This window comes from Methylobacterium terrae (assembly GCF_003173755.1).
Taxonomy (GTDB): Bacteria; Pseudomonadota; Alphaproteobacteria; order Rhizobiales; family Beijerinckiaceae; genus Methylobacterium; species Methylobacterium terrae.
This window is the reverse complement of record NZ_CP029553.1, coordinates 2,767,519-2,784,997: the sequence shown is the minus strand read 5'-3', so window position 1 is coordinate 2,784,997 and position 17,479 is coordinate 2,767,519. Positions and strand designations below refer to the sequence as shown.

Genomic DNA, 17,479 nt, shown 5'->3' with positions numbered 1-17,479 from the left:
ACCGACGGGCTGGGGAGGATGACCGTTACCCCGCCCAGCCGAGATCCCGGCTGATCGCGCGGGCGACCTCCCGCGCCGTCCCGGCGAGGTCCTCCATCCGGGCCTCGTCCATGTACTGCACCGTGCTGGTGACGCTGAACGCCGCCACGATCGCCCCGCTCGCGTCGCGGATCGGGGCGGCCACACAGCGCACCTCGGGCTCGTTCTCCTCCCGGTCGTAGGCGATGCCCCGGCCGGCATAGGTCCGCATCCGCGACAGCCAGGTCTCCAGGTCCGGGCTGTGGGCGCCGCGCGCGTCGCCGAGGCGGTGGAAGCCCCGCCAGCGCGCCTCGTCGAGGTCGAGGATCAGGGCCTTGCCGAGGCCCGTCGACCAGACCGGCTGGCGCTCGCCGACCCGCGAGCTGATCTCGATGCGCCGGCGCCCCGGCAGCTTGTCGAGGTAGAGCGCCCAGTCGCCCTCGAGCACGCCGAGATGGATGGTGTCGCCGCAGGCCTCCGACAGGCGCTCGAGATGCGGCCGGGCCACCCGCGTCACCGGCGCGGCCTGCTGGGCGCGAAAGCCGAGCTCGACCAGCTTCGGGCCCAGGGCGTAGCCGTCCCGCGGCGCGAAGGTGAGGTAGCGCTGCTCGACCAGCGCCGCGGCCAGCCGGTGGGTGGTGCTGCGCGTGGTGCCGAGCGCCGCCGACAGCGAGGCGAGGTCGCGCGCGCCACCCGCCACCGCCTCCAGGATGGCGAGGCCGCGTAGGAGCGTCTGGCTTCCCGGCGCCGCGCCCTCGCTCCCGGTTGACGGCTTCGCTGCCATAGGCGTATCGTCCCACATAGAAAAACAAGATCCCAATATATGGGATCATGTGGTGCGGCGCCAGGGCCGTGCCGGAGGAAACCGAGCGAATCCCGCGATCCTCCGTCCCGCCCTGCCCGCACCCGGAAACCCGCGCGCCGCGGCGGCGCGCCCGACGGAGGTTCGACCCCATGAAGCTGTTGCGCTACGGCCCCGCGGGCCAGGAGAAGCCCGGCCTGCTCGACGCGGAAGGCCGCATCCGCGACCTCTCCGGCCACCTGCCCGGTCACTTGCCCGACCTCGGCCCGGCCGCCCTCGCCCCGCAGGCGCTGGCCCGCCTCGCGGCGATCGACGTCGGCAGCCTGCCGGTGGTGGACGGCGCGCCGCGCCTCGGGACGCCCGTCGCCGACGTCGGCAAGTTCATCGCCATCGGGCTTAACTTCGCCGACCACGCCGCCGAGTCGAACCTGCCGGTGCCCAAGGAGCCGATCGTCTTCACCAAGGCGATCACCTCGCTGTCGGGTCCGAACGACCCGGTGATGCTGCCGAAGGATTCGGTGAAGAGCGACTGGGAGGTCGAGCTCGGCATCGTCATCGGCTCGCGCGCGGCCTACGTCGAGGAGGCCGAGGCGCTCGACTACGTGGCGGGTTACTGCCTCATCAACGACGTCTCGGAGCGCGAGTACCAGATCGAGCGCGGCGGCACCTGGGACAAGGGCAAGGGTTGCGACACCTTCGGGCCGGTCGGTCCCTGGCTCGTGACCTCCGACGAGGTCGGCGACCCGCAGAACCTCGACATGTGGCTCGACCTCAACGGCCGCCGCATGCAGACCGGCAACACCCGCACGATGATCTTCACCTGCGCGCAGATCGTCTCCTACGTCAGCCGCTTCATGACCCTGATGCCCGGCGACGTCATCACCACCGGCACCCCGCCGGGCGTCGGCATGGGCATGAAGCCCGATCCGGTCTTCCTGAAGCCCGGGGACGTGATGACGCTCGGCATCGAGAAGCTCGGCGAGCAGCGCCAGGACGTCACCGCCTGGCAGCGCCGGGAGGCCTGAGGCAATGGCCTACCCGAATCGCTTCGCGGGCCGCACGGCGCTGATCACCGGCGGCGCCTCCGGCATCGGCCTCTCGGTCGCCGCGCGCCTCCGGGCCGAGGGCGCGGCCGTCGCGCTCTGGGACCTGAACGAGGAGGCGCTGGAGAAGGCCAAGGCCGAATCCGGCGCCGCCGACACCCGGGCGCTCGACATCGCGGACCCGTCCGCGGTCGAGGCCGCCATGCGCGAGACCGTGGCGGCGCTGGGCGGCCGGCTCGACGTGCTGGTGTGCAGCGCCGGCATCACCGGGCCGAACACGACCCTGCGCGACTATCCCGTCGATGCCTGGCAGCGGGTGATCGACGTCAACCTCAACGGCCTGTTCTACTGCAACCGCGCCGCGGTGCCGGCGATGGAGGCGGGCGGCTACGGCCGCATCGTCAACGTCGCGTCGATCGCCGGCAAGGAGGGCAACCCCAACGCCTCGGCCTACTCGGCCTCCAAGGCCGGGGTGATCGGGCTGACGAAGTCGCTCGGCAAGGAACTGGCGATGTCGGAGATCCGGGTGAACTGCGTCACCCCGGCGGCGGTCCGCACCGCGATCTTCGACCAGATGACGCAGGAGCACATCGACTTCATGCTCTCGAAGATCCCGATCGGCCGCTTCGGCGCCATCGACGAGGTGTCGTCGCTGATCTGCTTCCTGGCGAGCGAGGAGGCCTCGTTCTCGACCGGTGCGGTGTTCGACGTGTCGGGGGGACGGGCGACGTATTGAGCCTCCGCGGCCCGCGCGACGCAGCCCTGTCCCGATAAGGCGCGGGTTCGCTCCTCTCCCCGCGGGTCTCCCCCCGCGAGCGGCAAGGCTGTCCGGGGAAAGGTATGGTGCGGGTGTTCCCCTCCCCCTCAGCGGGGAGGGGAACACCCGCGCCCTTCTCGTCTTGAGAGTTTCCCGGACGGCCCTTTCGCCCGCCGGGAGAAACGACTGCGCCCATCGCGTTGCGCGGCTGCGGACCCCGATAGGGGCCGATCGTTCGAAAATCCAGAGAACCCGCATCGCCCCACGGCCCGCCCCGTCGCGCGCCCGCGGGCGATCCATCGGGAGGACCACCCATGACCACCGCCCCCATGACCACCACCCCCATGACGACAGCCTACGCGGCGGCGGCCGTGCCGCCGGACCGGGACGAGACCCTGCGCCGGCAGGTGCTGGCGAAGCTCCGGCCGCGCATCGTGCTCTACTGCTTCGTCCTGTTCATCATCAATTACCTCGACCGGGTGAACGTCGGCTTCGCGGCGCTTCACATGAACAAGGATCTGGGGCTCTCGGCCACCGCCTACGGGCTCGGGGCCGGCATCTTCTTCCTCGGCTACATCGCCTTCGAGGTGCCGAGCAACATGATCATGCACCGGGTCGGGCCCCGGCGCTGGATCGCCCGGATCATGGTGAGCTGGGGCCTCGTCTCCGGCGGCATGGCCTTCGTGCAGGGGGAGTGGAGCTTCTACGCCATGCGCTTCCTGCTCGGGCTGGCCGAGGCCGGCTTCGTGCCCGGGATCCTGCTCTACCTCACCTACTGGTACCCGGCCCGCGACCGCGCCAAGGCGACCGCCGGCTTCATGACCGCAACGGTGCTCTCGAGCGTGATCGGCGCGCCGCTCTCGGGCTGGATCCTGTCCGCCAACCCGACCTGGTTCGGGCTCGCCGCCTGGCAGTGGCTGTTCATCCTCGAGGCGGCGCCCGCGGTGATCCTCGGAATCGTCACGTTCTTCTACCTCGTCGACCGGCCCGAGGACGGCCGCTGGCTCGACGCGAACGAGCGCGCCTGGCTGATCCGCACGCTCGCCGAGGAGAACCGCCAGGTCGAGAGCGTCGGCTCGCACGAGTTCCGCACGATCTTCCGCGACTACCGGGTCTGGCTCCTCACCCTCGTCTACATGTTCAACGCGGTGGCGGTGTACGGCGTGGTGCTGTGGCTGCCGCAGATCGTGCGCAGCATCGGCGGCCTCTCCGACCTGCAGACCGGGTTCGTCACCGCGATCCCGTTCGTGTTCGCGGCGATCGGCCTCGTGGTGGTGGCGCGCTCCTCCGACCGCACCGGCGAGCGCAAGTTCCACACCGCGCTCTCGGCGCTCGTCGGCGGCCTGTTCCTGGCCGCGAGCGCGGTCGCGCCGACGCCGCTCCTCAGCCTGCTCCTGCTCTGCGCGGCCGCCTTCGGGGTCTGGGCGCTGCTGGGCGTGTTCTGGGCCCTGCCGACCCAGTTCCTCACCGGGGCGGCCGCGGCCGGGGGGCTCGCGATGATCAACGGGCTCGCCCAGATCGCGGGCTTCGGCGGACCCTACCTGGTCGGCTGGATCCGCGACACGACCCAGAGCTTCACCCCCGCCCTCCTGGCGCTCGCCGCCGGACCGGTGATCGCCGCCTTCCTGTGCCTCGCCGTGCGGGTGCCGCGCGAGCCGAGGGGCTGACCGCCCCCGGGGGGACATGACATCCTCCGCGTCGTTCCGGGCCCGCGAGAGCGGAACCCGGACCGGCGCGCAGATCCGTCGTACCGCCCGTGACGGACGGATTCCCGCGATCGAGGCGCGCTAGGCGCCGAGATCCCGCCGCATCAGCGCGTACGCCTTCTCCCGGTACCGGAACCGCTCCACATTCCGCCACCCGAGCCGGGCATAGAGCCCCTCGGCGCTGCGCGTGTAGAGCCACAGGGTCGGGACGGCGAGGGACGCGGCCTGCCCCTCCACCGCCGCGACGAGCCGTGCCGCGTAGCCCCGCCCCCGCGCCCGAGGCGCGACGAAGACGCCGGCGAGCCAGGGGGTGAGGTCGGGGCGCGGCTCGAGGTCGTGGGCGGAAAGGCTCGCCATGCCGACGGGTTCGTCGTCGGAGAGGAGCACGCAGGTGCGGGGCATCGGGCCGGTCGCGGGCGCGGCCTCCGCCGCCATCGCCTCCGCCAGGGAGCGGCCCCGCCCCTGCAGGAAGGCCTCCCAGCGCCAGCGCGCGGTCACGGGCGCGAGGTCGGGCCGGTCGGCCGTGGTGACGATCGTGAGGGACATGCGCCGATTCCCGAAGCCGTCCCCTCCCTCGCCCGGTTCGGGGCCGTGCTCAAGCCCTCAGTGCCAGCCCTGTCCGAACCGTCCGGTCGAGTGCATCAGGGTGTGGCCGCATTCGAGGCAGAGGTAGCGGGTCTCGACGCCGCCGCCGAACGCCTCGACCACCGGGGTCGAGGCCACCACCATCAGGCGGGCATGGGGCCGCTCGTCCCAGTGCGCGCGCATCTGGCCGCGGCAGGCCCGGCAGGCCGCGTCGTCGTCGCTCATCGGCGGCGGCCCGAGGCGGGCCTGGAAGCTCTGCTGCGCCATGGGACCTTGAATCGTTCGGCGGCGACGCGTCTGGTGCGGGGACCGCATCGGAGATGATCCCTGACTCAAGCCCTCGGTCCCGCGGGATCGGCAGGAACGGGACCGTGCGGAAGCTCCGCCGCACGCCCAGACGAGGCCAAGCCTAGACGGCGGCGCCCCGGCGGCCCCAACGGTAGCATCGTTGCAGCGGATTGCGGCAAGACTGCGCGGCCGCGCGGGTGGGCGGCTCCCGCGTCATGGCTGGCGAGGCCGCCGGCGACGTGCCGGACGACCCGGCCGGCTGCGGCCGCTCCGCGCAGCGGTTTCCGGCCCCGGAACCGTGGCGGGAGGCACCGGTTGACCCGCCGCCGCAGCCCCGGGTCGCTCGGGGTTCCTCGCCGGCAGGTATCGGAGGTCCGTTCGCGTGGGGCGTCGCCGCATCGCCATCCGGCTCGCAGGGGCGCTTCCCCTCGCGCTGGCGGCCGGGTTCGGGCTGGCGGCCTGGCGCTCCTCCCTCGCGCCCGGCGGTCCCGGACCGGGCGAGACGGCGCCGGAGCGGGTGAGGCGGGGCGCGACCCTCGCCGCGCTCGGCTACTGCGCCTCCTGCCACACGGCGGAAGGGGGCAGGCCCTATGCCGGAGGGCGCGGGATCGCGACGCCGTTCGGCACGATCTACGCCACCAACATCACCCCGGACCCGGAGACCGGGCTCGGCCGCTGGACGCTGGCCGCCTTCGCCCGGGCGATGCGCGAGGGCGTCGACCGCGAGGGCCGCCACCTCTACCCCGCCTTTCCCTACACCCACTATGCCGGCCTGAGCGATGCCGACGTCGCCGCCCTCTACGCCTTCACGATGACCCGGGAGCCGGTGCGGGCGGAGGCGAGGGCCAACGCCCTGCCCTTCCCGCTGTCCTGGCGCCCGCTGATCGCCGGCTGGAAGCTCCTGTTCTTCCGCGAACCCCGGATCCCGGGCGCGACGGCGCCGGCCGATCCGGGCCGCGATCCGGACTGGCACCGCGGCGCCTATCTCGCCGAGGCCCTGAGCCATTGCGGCGCCTGCCACACGCCGCGCAACCTCCTCGGCGCCGAGATCCGCTCCAGGGCCTATGCGGGCGGAGAGGCCGACGGCTGGTGGGCCCCGCCCCTCGACCGCTCCTCCCCGGCGCCGCTGCCGTGGAGCCGGGACGACCTCGCCCGCTACCTCGCCGACTGGGACCCCCGGCACGGCGGCGCCGCGGGCCCGATGCGCCCGGTGGTCGACGCGCACCGTGCGGTGCCGGCGGGCGAGATCCGGGCGCTCGCGGCCTATACGGCGACGCTCTACGGGCCAACGCCCGCCGGCAGCCGCACCGGCCCGGTCGATTGGCCGGTGCCGCCGGACGACCCCGCCTCGGCGCGGGGGGCGAAGACCTATGCGGGCGCCTGCGCGGTCTGCCACGAGAGCGGCGGGGGCGCGGCCGGCGGAGTGCCGTACACCACCTCGTCGCTCGGCCACCGCACCACCCTGCGGGCGCCGGACCCGCGCAACCTGCTCCTCGTCCTGCGCGACGGCATCGCGCCGCGGGAGCACGCCCCGGGGCCGATCATGCCGGCCTTCGGGACGGCGCTGACCCCGGCCCAGACCATCGATCTCGCCGCCTACCTGCGCGCCCGCTTCAGCCCCGACGGGCCGTGGCCGAACCTCGACGCGACGGTGCGCGAGGTGATGCGGGCGGCCGGGCCCGAAGCCCGGGCGGGGCGCATCCCGTGACGAGGAGACGCCGATGCCGACCCTGACGGTGAACGGCCGCACGCAGGCCGTCGCGGCCGAGCCCGAGACCCCGCTCCTCTACGTGCTGCGCGACGAGCTCGGCCTCAACGGCGCCAAGTTCGGCTGCGGGCTCGGCCAGTGCGGCGCCTGCACGGTGGAGGTCGAGGGCCGGGCAGTGCTGTCCTGCCTCACCCCGGTCGGGGTGCTGGAGGGCCGGCCCGTCACCACGGTCGAGGGGCTGGGCAGCCCGGAGAATCCCGGCCCGCTCCAGGCCGCCTTCATCGCCGAGAACGCCGCGCAGTGCGGCTACTGCATCGCCGGCATGGTGATGCGGGCCCACGCCCTGTTGCGGGCGAACCCCCACCCGGACGAGGCCGAGATCCGGGCGGCGATGCGGCTCAACCTGTGCCGCTGCGGCACGCATATGCGGATCCTCGCCGCCGTGCGGCGCGCCGCCGGCCGAGAAGCCGGCCGAGAAGCCGGTCTCGCGCCCGCCACCGCGGGGGCGACGCCGTGACCGCGCTCACCCGCCGTACGCTGCTCGTCGGCGGCGCGCTCCTGGTCGGGATCGGCCTGGAGCCCGTCCGCGCCGCCTCGCCCCGCGGCAGCCTCGCCGGGGCGCCCCGGATCGACGCCTGGATCCGGATCGGCGAGGACGGCGCCGTCACGGTGCTGACCGGCAAGGCGGAGCTCGGCCAGGGCATCAAGACCGCGCTGATCCAGGTCGCCGCGGAGGAACTCGGGCTCGCTCCGGCCGCCCTGCGCCTGATCACCGCCGACACCTATCTGACGCCGAACGAGGGCTACACCGCCGGCAGCCACTCGATGCAGGATTCGGCCACCGCGATCCGGCACGCCGCGGCGGCGGCCCGCGCGCTCCTCGCCGAGGCCGCCGGGCGCCGGCTCTCCCTGCCGCCGGAGGACCTGACCGTGGCGGACGGCGCGGTCGCCGCGCCCGACGGCCGGCGCCTGGCCTTCGGCGAACTCGCCGCCGAGGTCGATCTCGACGCCGACGTGCCGGCCGCGCCGCGCCTGCGCGATCCGTCCGCCCACGCGGTCGTCGGCCGGCCGCTGCCGCGGGTCGACATTCCCGCCAAGGTCGCGGGCGGCGCGGCCTACGTCCAGGACATCCGCGCGCCCGGGATGGTGCATGCCCGGATCGTGCGCCCGCCCCGGCCCGGCGCGCGCCTCGTGAGCGTGGAATCCGACGCGGTCGCGGCCCGGCCCGGGGTGATCCGCGTCCACCGCGACGGCGATGTCCTGGCGGTCCTGGCCGAGCGGGAATACGCCGCCGTCACGGCGATGCGGGCGCTGGCGCAGGCCGCCGTCTGGCAGGGCGGCAGCCGCGTGCCGGAGCCCGACGCGCTCTTTGTGGACCTCGCCGGCCGGGCCGCGGAGCGTACCCTGATCCTCGATCGCGGCACCGATGCGCCGGCGCCGCCGGGGCGCCGGCTCACCGCGCAGTATCGGCGGCGCTATCAGATGCACGGCTCGATCGGCCCGTCCTGCGCCGTCGCCGAGTTCGACGGCACCCGCCTGACCGTGTGGTCGCACGCGCAAGGCATGTTCCCGCTGCGCAAGGCGCTGGCCGAGATGCTGGGCCTGCCCGAGGATCGGGTTCGCTGCATCCACGTCGAGGGCTCGGGCTGCTACGGCCATAACGGCGCCGACGACGCGGCGGGCGACGCGGCGCTCCTCGCCCGCGCCCTGCCCGGCCGGCCGGTGCGGGTGCAGTACACCCGCGAGCAGGAGCACCTGTGGGAGCCCTATGGCGGCGCCATGCTGACCGAGGCCGCGGCCGTGCTCGGGCCCGACGGCCGCATCGCCGACTGGGACTACGCGGTGCGCAGCCCGACCCACCTGACCCGCCCGCCGGGCGCCGGCCAGCTTCTCTCGGCCCGGATGCTCGCGACGCCCTTCCCGGCGCCGCCCCCGAAGGCGCTGCCGCAGCCCGAGGGCGGCGGCGACCGCAACGCCATCCCGCTCTACCGGCTCCCCCGGGCGCGGGTGGCGCACGACTTCGTCGCCGACATGCCGCTCCGGGTCTCGGCCCTGCGCAGCCTCGGCGCCTACATGAACGTGTTCTCGATCGAGAGCTTCGTCGACGAGCTCGCCGAGGCGGCCGGCGCCGACCCGGTCGCGTTCCGCCTCGCGCATCTCGACGATCCGCGCGCGCGCGCCGCGATCGAGGCCGCCGCCGCCCGCTTCGGCTGGGGCGCGCCGCTGCCCCCGGGCCGCGGCGCCGGATTCGCGTTCGCCCGCTACAAGAACCTCGCCGCCTATTGCGCGCTCGCGGTCGAGGTGGCGGTCGAGCGCGAGAGCGGCCGGGTGCGGCTGGTGCGGGCGCAGGCCGCCGTCGATGCCGGGGAGGTCGTCAACCCGCACGGCATCCGCGACCAGATCGAGGGCGGGGTCATCCAGGCGATGAGCTGGAGCCTGTTCGAGGCGGTGGCGCACGACGCCGAGGGCCCGACGAGCCGCGACTGGAGCACCTACCCGATTGCCCGCTTCCCCGACGTGCCGGAGCGCCTCGACGTCCACCTGATCGACCGCCCCGGTTCTCCCTTCCTCGGCGCCGGCGAGGTCGCGCAGGGCCCGACCGCGGCGGCGCTCGCCAACGCGATCCGGGCGGCCGCCGGCGTGCGCCTGCGCGAACTGCCGATGCGGCCGGAGGTGGTGAAGGCGGCGATCGGCGTCTGAGGCCGGACCGCGGCTCGTCTACGCCGCGACCTGCCGCAGGAAGCGCTCCACCTCCGCGTCGAGCCGCGCGGTGAGCTCGTCGACCTCGCGGGCCGCGGCATCGACCGTGCCGGCGGCGCCCGCGGTGGTGCGGGCCGCGGCGATCACCGCGTCGAAATCCTGCGCCATGGCGCGGGAGGCGGCCGCCGCCCCGCCGGCGCTGCGGGAGATCTCCTGCGTCGCCGCGCCCTGCTGGGTCACCGCCGAGGCGATGCCGGCGGTGGTCTCGTCGATCTGGAGCATCCGGGCGCGGATGCGTGCCAGGGTGGCGGCGGTCTCCCGGGTGGCGCCGCGCAGGTCGCCGACCTGCCGGGTGATGTCCTCGGTCGCGCGGGCCGTCTGGCCGGCGAGCGCCTTGACCTCGGCGGCCACCACCGCGAAGCCGCGCCCCGCCGCTCCCGCCCGGGCCGCCTCGATCGTGGCGTTCAACGCCAGCAGGTTCGTCTGCGCGGCGATGGCGTCGATCAGCGCCACGACCTCGCCGATCTGGCCGGAGGCCCGGACCAGCTCGCCGACCCGCCCGTCCGCCGCCTCCGCCTCGACGAGCGCCGAGGCGGTGCCGTCCTGCGCCCGGGCGACCTGGCCGGTGATGTCGCCGACCGAGGCCGACAGCTCCTCGGCGGCGCCCGCCACGGTGGCGACGTTGCCGGCGGCGGCCTCGGAGCGCGCGGAGGCCGCCGCGATCGCGCCCTCGGCCGCCCCGGCCTGCACCGTCATCGCGCCGGCCCGCTCGCTCAGCGCCGCGACGCGTCCGCCTAGCGCCGCGACCAGGGAGGCGACCTCGCCCCGGAAGGCCGCGACCGCCGCGTCGCGGGCGGCGCGCCGCCGCGCGTCGGATTCGCTTCCGAGACGGCCCGCCTCCTCGAGGGCGAGGGCGCGCCGGCTCGTCTCCCGCAGGGTCTCGAGGGCCTCGGCGACGGCGCCGATCTCGTCGCCCCGCCCGGCATGGCGGATCGGGCTGTCGAGGTCGCCGCCGGCGAGGCCGGAGACCCGGGCCGCGATGTCGACGAGGGGCCGCACGAGGCGCCGCGCCGCCAGGGCCGCCGCCACGCAGGCGAGGAGCGCGATCACCCCGGCCGCGACGGTGACGGCGCGCATCGTCGCCGCGTGGGTCGCGTAGGATTCCTCGATCGGCACGCCGACGTAGAGGACGCCGTTGACGCCCCCGGCCGCGTCGCGGGTCGGCTGGTAGACGGTCTGGACGCGGCGCCCGAACAGCGTCACCTCGCCCTGGAACGCCTCGCCGCGGCGCAGGACGGCTTGGGCCGGGCTGTCCGGCGCGAGCGCGGTCCCGACCGCGCGCTCGCCGTTCTCCTTGCGCACCGTCGTCACCCGGCGGACGAAGGCGTCCCGGGCCGGATCGTAGGCGAACACGGTGGCGCTGCCGCCGACATAGGCGACGGCATCGTCGACCACCGACGCATCGGTGAAATCCGCCAGGCCCGGCGTCGTCACCGCCGTCACCCGCCCGTCCTCGACCGTCGCCCGGGAACCGGGCACGCGCCCGGCGAAGACCAGGGCGAGGGTACGACCGTTCTGCTGCGCCCGCTCGAGGTCCTGCCGCTGCAGATCGAGCCAGATCTGCCGCGACGCCGCCATCCACATCGCAGCCGTCGTCATCACGATCGCACACGCGACGATCACGACCACCTTCGCCGTCATCCCGACGCGCTTCTTCATGTCCCGTTCCTCTGCTTCGGGCAACGGTTACACGAGAGGTATTGACATTCGGTATCGGAGCTACGATCGGATATTAAACAAGATCAGAAGAAGATGATCGTAATATTTTGATCCGCCCCAGGTCCCGATGCATGGACGGAGCGCGGCCTGCCGCAGGGGACCGCGGGGCGAAAGAGATTTTTCCGAAATGTTGCCGCTGGCGACGCGAAGGAGACGACAGCGCCGCGGGCTCTCCGGCGGTTCCACGATCGTCGGTCGCGGTCGGATGGTCGCCGCCGTCGCGATCCGGCTGGGCCGGGATCCAGCGAACGAGGCCGCACGAGCTGTCTCGAACCGGATGGCGACCCCGCATCCTTCCGGTTGGCACGTGGCGGGCAGGCACTGGGCCAGCGGGGCGGCCGCCCCGCCTTCGGACTTCGAGAGTTCCGTCCCGCGTCGTCGGCGCGGGCGAGGCTTCCTCGTCGCCCGCGCCGACGACGCGGAGGATCTCAGGCCTTCTTCTTCGCCCGCGTCTTCGGCGCCGGCTTGGCGGCGGCCACCGCTTCGGCCTCGGCTTCGCGGGCGAGGCGGAGAGCCTTGAGGCGGGCGGTGTTGTCGTCGCGGCTGCGCTCCGCGGTGGCGAGGTCGGCCCAGGCCTGCGCCGCCATCTCGGCCTGCATCTGGGCCCGCGCCGCGCGGGTCTCGGCCTGTCCGCGCGCGGTGCTGTCTTGGGTCGCCATGGCATCGTTCCTCTTGCGAGGCGCGGGCGAGCCGCATCCTCGGGAGGCACCGGGCCGAACGGGCCGCCGAGTGCGGCCCGCCCCCGGTGCCACCCCTTCATGTAGGGCGCGGCGGCACTTTGTCATGCGGGGCCGGGGCCGCGCCCGATCGCGTCGCCCGCCGATTTGCGCTTCCCGCCGCACCCATGGGAGAACGCCGCACGAAGCCCACGCCGCCCGAACCGCCAGCCCATGGCCTCCCGTCTCCGCTCCCTGCGCGCCCACCTCCTCGCCGTCTGGATCCTGCTCCTCGCCTCGGCCGCGGCCACCGCCTACCTGCTCTACGAGTTCTACACCCAGTCCGCCGCCGTGCAGGTCGCCCAGGCCGAGCTGGAGGTCGCCCGGGCCTGCCGCGAGATCGGCGACCGGTTCGCCTTCTTCAGCGCCGGCTGGAGCGGCACCGTGGCGGAGGTCGATGCGCCCCTCGAGGGGCAGCTCACCGACGTGGTGGTGACGGCGCTCGCCCGCCATCCGGGAGTCGAGGGCGGGATCTGGACCGCGTCCGGCGGCTCGGCGGCCTACGCCTTCCCGACCTACGAGGGCACCGGGCCGAAGACCGACCTGCCGGCGGCGGAGATCGACACGATCCGCCGCATCAACGCCGAGACCCTGGCGGCCGAGCGGCCGGCGGCGACCCGGCGCGCCTCCCGCACCCAGACCCTGGTGATGCAGGGCTGCCCCCTGCGCGGGCCGATCCAGGGGGCGACGGCCTGGACCATGGCGCGGGTCTACACCGACCAGGGCCGGGCCTACGGCCAATTGCTGGCCGGCTTCGGCTTCCTGGCCGCCACCGTGCTCGGCTCGGCCCTGTTCCTGGGGCGGCTGCTTCTGGTGCTCGGCCGGCGGATCGCCCGGCTCGAGGGCCAGCTCGGGCGGGACGCGCCGGACAGCGACCTGCTCCGCCTGGCCCCGACCGGCCTGCGCGAGCTCGACCGGCTTGTCGAGGCGCTGAACGCGGCGGGCACCCGCCTCGCGGCCGCGCGCCGCCGCGCTGCGGAGGCCGAGCGCCTCGCGGCCCTGGGCCAGCTCGCGGCCGGCATCGCCCACGAGATCCGCAACCCCCTGGCGGCGATCCGGCTCAAGGCCGAGAACGCGCTGGCGAGCCCCGACCCGGCCCGGCCGCGCGCCGCCCTCGACCTCGTGCTGACCCAGGTCGCCCGGATGGACCGGCTGCTGCGCGACCTCCTCAGCCTGACCCAGCCCCGGGCGCCGGCGCTCGCCCCGACCGATCTCGCGACCGTGCTCGCGGACTGCGCCCACCTGCACGACGACCTCGCCCGAACCCGGGGATCCGGATCGAGGTCGGCGCCGCGCCGGCCGGCCGGCCGCTCCTCGACGAGGCGCAGATCCGCCGCGCCCTCGACAACCTGCTGCTCAACGCGATCCAGCACAGCCCGGCGGGCGGCACGGTGCGGCTCTCGGGCGCCCGCGAGGACGAGAGGATGCGGGTCCGGGTGACGGATCAGGGGCCGGGCGTGCCGGAGGCCCTGCGCGGCCGCCTGTTCGAGCCCTTCGTCACCGGCCGCCCGGACGGGACCGGCCTCGGCCTCGCCCTCGTGCGCGAGATCGCACGCGCCCATGGTGGACAGGTGCGCTTCACTGCCCCACCTCCCGGGGCGACGGGTCCCGGCGCGACCTTCGAGCTCGATCTGCCATGGCCCCCATCGCCCGTATCCTGATCGTCGACGACGAGCCGGCCCTGCGCGAGGGGCTGGCCGAGACGGTGAGCGACCTCGGCCACCTCCCGGTGCTGGCGGCCTCGGGCGCCGAGGCGCTGGAGCGGGTCGCGGACGATCCGGCCATCGCCGCGGTGATCCTCGACCTGCGCATGCCGGGCGCGCTCGACGGGATGGCGGTGCTGCAGCGCCTGCGCGCCCGGGCGGAGCCGCCGCCGGTGGCGGTGCTCACCGCCTATGCCAGCGCCGAGAACACCATCGAGGCGATGCGGCTCGGCGCCTACGACCACCTGACGAAGCCGGTCGGCCGGGCCGAGCTCGCGGGGCTGCTCGCCGGCATGCTGGCCCGTCCCGCCGCACCCCCGGCGGCGCCCGCCTTGCCCGACGCCTCCTGCCTGATCGGCACCAGCGAGGCGATGCGCCGGGTGCAGAAGGCCGTCGGTCTCGCCGCCGACAGCGACGCGACGGTGCTGCTCCAGGGCGAGACCGGCACCGGCAAGGAGGTGGCGGCGCGCGCGCTGCACGCCCACGGCCGCCGGCGGGCCGGCCCGTTCGTCCCGGTGAACTGTGCGGCGATTCCCCCCGACCTCCTCGAGAGCGAGCTGTTCGGCCACCTGCGCGGCGCCTTCACGGGGGCGACCCACGACCGGCCCGGCGCGTTCCGGGAGGCCGAGGGCGGCACGCTGTTCCTCGACGAGATCGGCGACATGCCGCCCGCGATGCAGGCCAAGATCCTGCGCGCGCTCCAGGAGCGGGTGGTGACGCCGGTCGGCGGCCGGCCGGTTCCGGTGACGGTCCGGGTGGTCGCCGCGACCCACCGCGACCTGCCGCGCCTCGTCGCCGAGGGCGGCTTTCGCCAGGACCTGTTCTACCGGCTCAACGTCGTGCCGATCACCCTGCCGCCCTTGCGCGAGCGCCTGGCCGACATCCTTTCGCTGGCCGAGCACTTCCTGTCCGCGGGCGGAGCGGGGCCGAAGCGCCTCGGCGCGGAGGCCGCCGCCGCGCTGATGCGCCACCCCTGGCCCGGCAACGTGCGCGAGCTGCGCAACGTGATCGAGCGGGCGGCGCTGCTCGCCCGCGGCCCGGTGATCGACGCGGGGGATCTCGGCCTCCCGGATCGCGCGCGGTCGGATCCAGGATCCTCGGGCGAGGGCCCGGAGACGGAGGCGCCGCTGCCCGCCTGGCTCGACGGCGACCTGCCGGGCGCGGTGGCGCGCCTCGAGGAACTGATGATCCGCCGCGCCCTGCGCGCCAGCGGCGGCAACCGCGCGCGGGCGGCCAAGGCGCTCGGGATCCAGCGCCAGCTCCTCTACGCCAAGATCGAGCGCTACGGCTTGCGCGACGCGGAATTGTCGGGAAACCCGACGGACGATGTCCTGAATCCCGACGCCTGATCCGACGCCTGCCGCAGGGTTCTCGAGCTGCGGCAAGGGTTTGGGCGTTGGCACGGGTCTTGACAGGCGACGCCCGAGCCGGCCGCCCGCCGGCGCCGACGAGCGACAGCCATGATGACAGGCAAGGCGACAGGCAAGGCGACGGGCAATCACCGCCTCCGGGCGGCGGGCCTCGCGGCCGCGATCCTCGCGACCGGCCCGGCCGCGGCGCAGGACAATTCGGTCTGGGATCCCGGCACCCTGCCGGAGACCAGGGGAACGGTGAAGCAGTACACGCTCACGCCCCGCGGCGACGTCGACGGCCTGATCCTCACCGACGGCACCGAGGTGAAGCTGCCGCCGCGGATGTCGGGGGCGGTGGTGTTCACGGTCCGCCCGGGCGACGCGGTGGCGGTGCGCGGCATGCGCGCCCGGGCGCTGCCCCTCGTCGACGGCGCCTCGGTCCGCAACGAGGCGACGGGGGCCACCCTCGTCACCCTCGGGCCGCCGGAGCCGGCCGCCGACGACGCGGCGTCGAGCGGGCGCATCGCGGCCCTGCTGCACGGGCGCCGGGGCGAGGTGAACGGCGCGCTCCTCGACGACGGCACCACCCTGCGGCTGCCGCCGCACGAGGCGGTGCGCCTGAGCGCGACGCTCCGGACGGGCCAGGTCGTCAGCGCGCGGGGCGCCCTCGTGAGGAGCCCGCTCGGGACGGTGATGGAGGTGCGCGCCCTCGGGACGAGCCCCGACACCATGGTCGAGGTCGGCGGGCGCCCCGCCCGTCCGCCCGGCTCCCGGGCCGAGGCCGGACCGCCCGGCGGCCCCGACGCGCCGCCCCCGCCGCCTCCGGGCGCCGCTCCGCCGCCGCCGCCGCCCGGGGGCGCCCCGCCGCGCCGGCCCTGATCGAGGGCGAAACGCCTCTCGCGCACAATTAATCCGGTTGTGTCGCAACTTTTCGCGTCCCAACCGGTTCTCGGCTCCGGATCGGCCGGTCCTTCCTCTGGGAGACATCACGGTGAGCACGGCAACCTCCGTCCCTGCCTCTGCGTCCGCCTCGCTCGACAGGCAGCCGTCCACCCGGGCGCTACGGGGGCTCGATGCGCTCAACTTCACCCTGGCGGACGTGCGCGACGGCCTGGGGCCGTACCTGGCGATCTACCTCATCGCCGTGCGCGGGCCCGACCAGGGCTGGAACGAGGCCACCACCGGCATGATCATGACGATCGCCGGCATCGCCGGCCTGATCGCCCAGACGCCGGCCGGCGCGCTCATCGACCGCTCGCGGCACAAGCGCGCCATCGTCATCGCGGCGGCGCTCGCCGTGACCCTGAGCTGCCTCGCCTTGCCGTTCATCTCGAACTTCTACGCGGTGGCCGCGACCCAGTCGCTCGCCGGCATCGCCGGGGCGATCTTCCCGCCGGCCCTCGCCGCGATCACCCTCGGGGTCGTCGGCCCGAAGCTGTTCTCCAAGCGCATCGGCCGCAACGAGGGCTTCAACCACGCCGGCAACGCGGTCTCGGCGGCGCTCGCCGGCGGGCTCGCCTACCTGTTCGGGCCGATCGTGGTGTTCTGGCTGATGGGGGTGCTCGCCGCGCTCTCGATCGGCGCGATGCTGATGGTGCCGAACGAGGCGATCGACAACGACCTCGCCCGCGGCCTCGACTGCGCCGAGGACGACGCGTGCGAGCAGCCCTCCGGCCTGACCGCGCTCGTCCAGAACAAGTACCTGATGCTGTTCGCGCTCTTGGCCGCGATCTTCCACCTCTCCAACGCCGCGATGCTGACCTCGGTCGGCCAGCTCCTCACCCACCTGTCGGGCAAGGACAACGCGACCTCGCTCATCGCGATCTGCATCGTGGCGGCGCAGTGCGTGATGGTGCCGGTGGCGATGTTCGTCGGCCACAGGGCCGACGCGATCGGCCGGAAACCCATCTTCCTCGCCGCCTTCGGCGTGCTGGCCCTGCGCGGCGTGCTCTACACCGTCTCGAACAACCCGTTCTACCTCGTGGCGGTGCAACTCCTCGACGGCATCGGCGCTGGCGTCTACGGCGCGCTGTTCCCGATCGTGGTGGCGGACCTCACCCGCGGCACCGGCCGGTTCAACGTCAGCCAGGGCGCGGTCGCGACGGCGCAGGGGCTCGGCGCCTCGTTGAGCGCGACGCTCGCCGGCCTCATCATCGTCTCGGCCGGCTACTCGGCGGCCTTCCTGACGCTCGCCGGCATCGCCGGCGTCGGCTTCGCCCTCTACCTCCTGGTGATGCCCGAGACCCGCGGCTTCGAGCCGGCCCAGGCCGGAACGCCGTCCGATCCCACCGGCCGCCCGGCCCTGGCCACCGCCTGAGAATC

General features: G+C 74.6%; 16 protein-coding genes. 11 read left to right on the top strand and 5 right to left on the bottom strand.

Going from position 1 to position 17,479, the window contains the following annotated elements; translation table 11 throughout:
• Nucleotides 1–25: 25 nt before the first annotated feature.
• Complete coding sequence (locus tag DK419_RS12615) at nucleotides 26–802, bottom strand: IclR family transcriptional regulator (protein WP_109959381.1); 777 nt, start codon at nucleotides 800–802, stop codon at nucleotides 26–28.
• A gap of 170 nt (nucleotides 803–972) precedes the next feature.
• Between DK419_RS12615 and DK419_RS12610 the strand changes: the two genes are divergently transcribed.
• The 3 genes from DK419_RS12610 (at nucleotide 973) to DK419_RS12600 (ending at nucleotide 4,287) form a co-directional block, all read left to right on the top strand.
• Nucleotides 973–1,845: a 2,4-didehydro-3-deoxy-L-rhamnonate hydrolase gene (locus DK419_RS12610; RefSeq protein ID WP_109959380.1), complete on the top strand. Its 873-nt coding sequence runs from the start codon at nucleotides 973–975 to the stop codon at nucleotides 1,843–1,845.
• Nucleotides 1,846–1,849: 4 nt separating this feature from the next.
• Nucleotides 1,850–2,599 (top strand): SDR family NAD(P)-dependent oxidoreductase, encoded by a 750-nt coding sequence (locus DK419_RS12605; protein WP_109959379.1) that lies wholly within the window; start codon nucleotides 1,850–1,852, stop codon nucleotides 2,597–2,599.
• Between the two features lie 365 nt (nucleotides 2,600–2,964).
• Nucleotides 2,965–4,287 (top strand): MFS transporter, encoded by a 1,323-nt coding sequence (locus DK419_RS12600; protein WP_109962279.1) that lies wholly within the window; start codon nucleotides 2,965–2,967, stop codon nucleotides 4,285–4,287.
• A gap of 120 nt (nucleotides 4,288–4,407) precedes the next feature.
• Here the strand turns inward: DK419_RS12600 and DK419_RS12595 are convergent, their stop codons facing one another.
• Together DK419_RS12595 and DK419_RS12590 are read right to left on the bottom strand one after the other, a co-directional pair.
• On the bottom strand, nucleotides 4,408–4,872 hold the full coding sequence (locus DK419_RS12595) for a GNAT family N-acetyltransferase (protein ID WP_109959378.1): 465 nt from the start codon (nucleotides 4,870–4,872) through the stop codon (nucleotides 4,408–4,410).
• 57 nt (nucleotides 4,873–4,929) lie between these two features.
• Nucleotides 4,930–5,178 (bottom strand): hypothetical protein, encoded by a 249-nt coding sequence (locus tag DK419_RS12590; RefSeq protein ID WP_245442932.1) that lies wholly within the window; start codon nucleotides 5,176–5,178, stop codon nucleotides 4,930–4,932.
• 403 nt (nucleotides 5,179–5,581) lie between these two features.
• Here DK419_RS12590 and DK419_RS12585 point away from each other — a divergent pair, with 403 nt between their 5' ends.
• From DK419_RS12585 to DK419_RS12575, 3 genes are read left to right on the top strand one after another with little or no spacing between them, the layout of a single operon-like run.
• Nucleotides 5,582–6,907: a cytochrome c gene (locus DK419_RS12585; RefSeq protein WP_245442931.1), complete on the top strand. Its 1,326-nt coding sequence runs from the start codon at nucleotides 5,582–5,584 to the stop codon at nucleotides 6,905–6,907.
• A 13-nt stretch (nucleotides 6,908–6,920) separates the two neighbouring features.
• Nucleotides 6,921–7,424 (top strand): (2Fe-2S)-binding protein, encoded by a 504-nt coding sequence (locus DK419_RS12580; protein WP_109959377.1) that lies wholly within the window; start codon nucleotides 6,921–6,923, stop codon nucleotides 7,422–7,424.
• On the top strand, nucleotides 7,421–9,607 hold the full coding sequence (locus DK419_RS12575) for a xanthine dehydrogenase family protein molybdopterin-binding subunit (protein ID WP_109959376.1): 2,187 nt from the start codon (nucleotides 7,421–7,423) through the stop codon (nucleotides 9,605–9,607). The genes DK419_RS12580 and DK419_RS12575 overlap by 4 nt, the downstream gene beginning before the upstream one ends.
• Before the next feature lie 18 nt (nucleotides 9,608–9,625).
• On the opposite strand, the gene DK419_RS12570 is transcribed toward DK419_RS12575, so the two are convergent.
• Together DK419_RS12570 and DK419_RS12565 are read right to left on the bottom strand one after the other, a co-directional pair.
• Entirely contained in the window at nucleotides 9,626–11,326 is a 1,701-nt protein-coding gene (locus tag DK419_RS12570; RefSeq protein ID WP_109959375.1) for a methyl-accepting chemotaxis protein, read from the bottom strand.
• Nucleotides 11,327–11,814: 488 nt separating this feature from the next.
• Nucleotides 11,815–12,045 (bottom strand): hypothetical protein, encoded by a 231-nt coding sequence (locus DK419_RS12565; RefSeq protein WP_109959374.1) that lies wholly within the window; start codon nucleotides 12,043–12,045, stop codon nucleotides 11,815–11,817.
• 231 nt (nucleotides 12,046–12,276) lie between these two features.
• Here DK419_RS12565 and DK419_RS12560 point away from each other — a divergent pair, with 231 nt between their 5' ends.
• The 5 genes from DK419_RS12560 (at nucleotide 12,277) to DK419_RS12545 (ending at nucleotide 17,474) form a co-directional block, all read left to right on the top strand.
• The gene (locus tag DK419_RS12560; RefSeq protein ID WP_245442930.1) at nucleotides 12,277–13,542 is read left to right on the top strand and encodes a histidine kinase dimerization/phospho-acceptor domain-containing protein; all 1,266 of its coding nucleotides are present in this window, start codon (nucleotides 12,277–12,279) and stop codon (nucleotides 13,540–13,542) included.
• A complete protein-coding gene (locus DK419_RS29435; RefSeq protein WP_245443005.1) occupies nucleotides 13,431–13,763 on the top strand; it encodes a sensor histidine kinase in 333 nt (110 codons plus the stop codon). Before DK419_RS12560 ends, DK419_RS29435 begins: the two co-directional genes overlap by 112 nt.
• The gene (locus DK419_RS12555; RefSeq protein WP_109962276.1) at nucleotides 13,748–15,154 is read left to right on the top strand and encodes a sigma-54-dependent transcriptional regulator; all 1,407 of its coding nucleotides are present in this window, start codon (nucleotides 13,748–13,750) and stop codon (nucleotides 15,152–15,154) included. Before DK419_RS29435 ends, DK419_RS12555 begins: the two co-directional genes overlap by 16 nt.
• A 111-nt stretch (nucleotides 15,155–15,265) precedes the next feature.
• The gene (locus tag DK419_RS12550) at nucleotides 15,266–16,036 is read left to right on the top strand and encodes a hypothetical protein (RefSeq protein ID WP_245442929.1); all 771 of its coding nucleotides are present in this window, start codon (nucleotides 15,266–15,268) and stop codon (nucleotides 16,034–16,036) included.
• Nucleotides 16,037–16,148: 112 nt separating this feature from the next.
• Nucleotides 16,149–17,474 carry an MFS transporter gene (locus tag DK419_RS12545; RefSeq protein ID WP_109959373.1) on the top strand — a complete coding sequence of 442 codons (1,326 nt, stop codon included), beginning with the start codon at nucleotides 16,149–16,151 and terminating at the stop codon, nucleotides 17,472–17,474.
• Nucleotides 17,475–17,479: the final 5 nt, after the last annotated feature.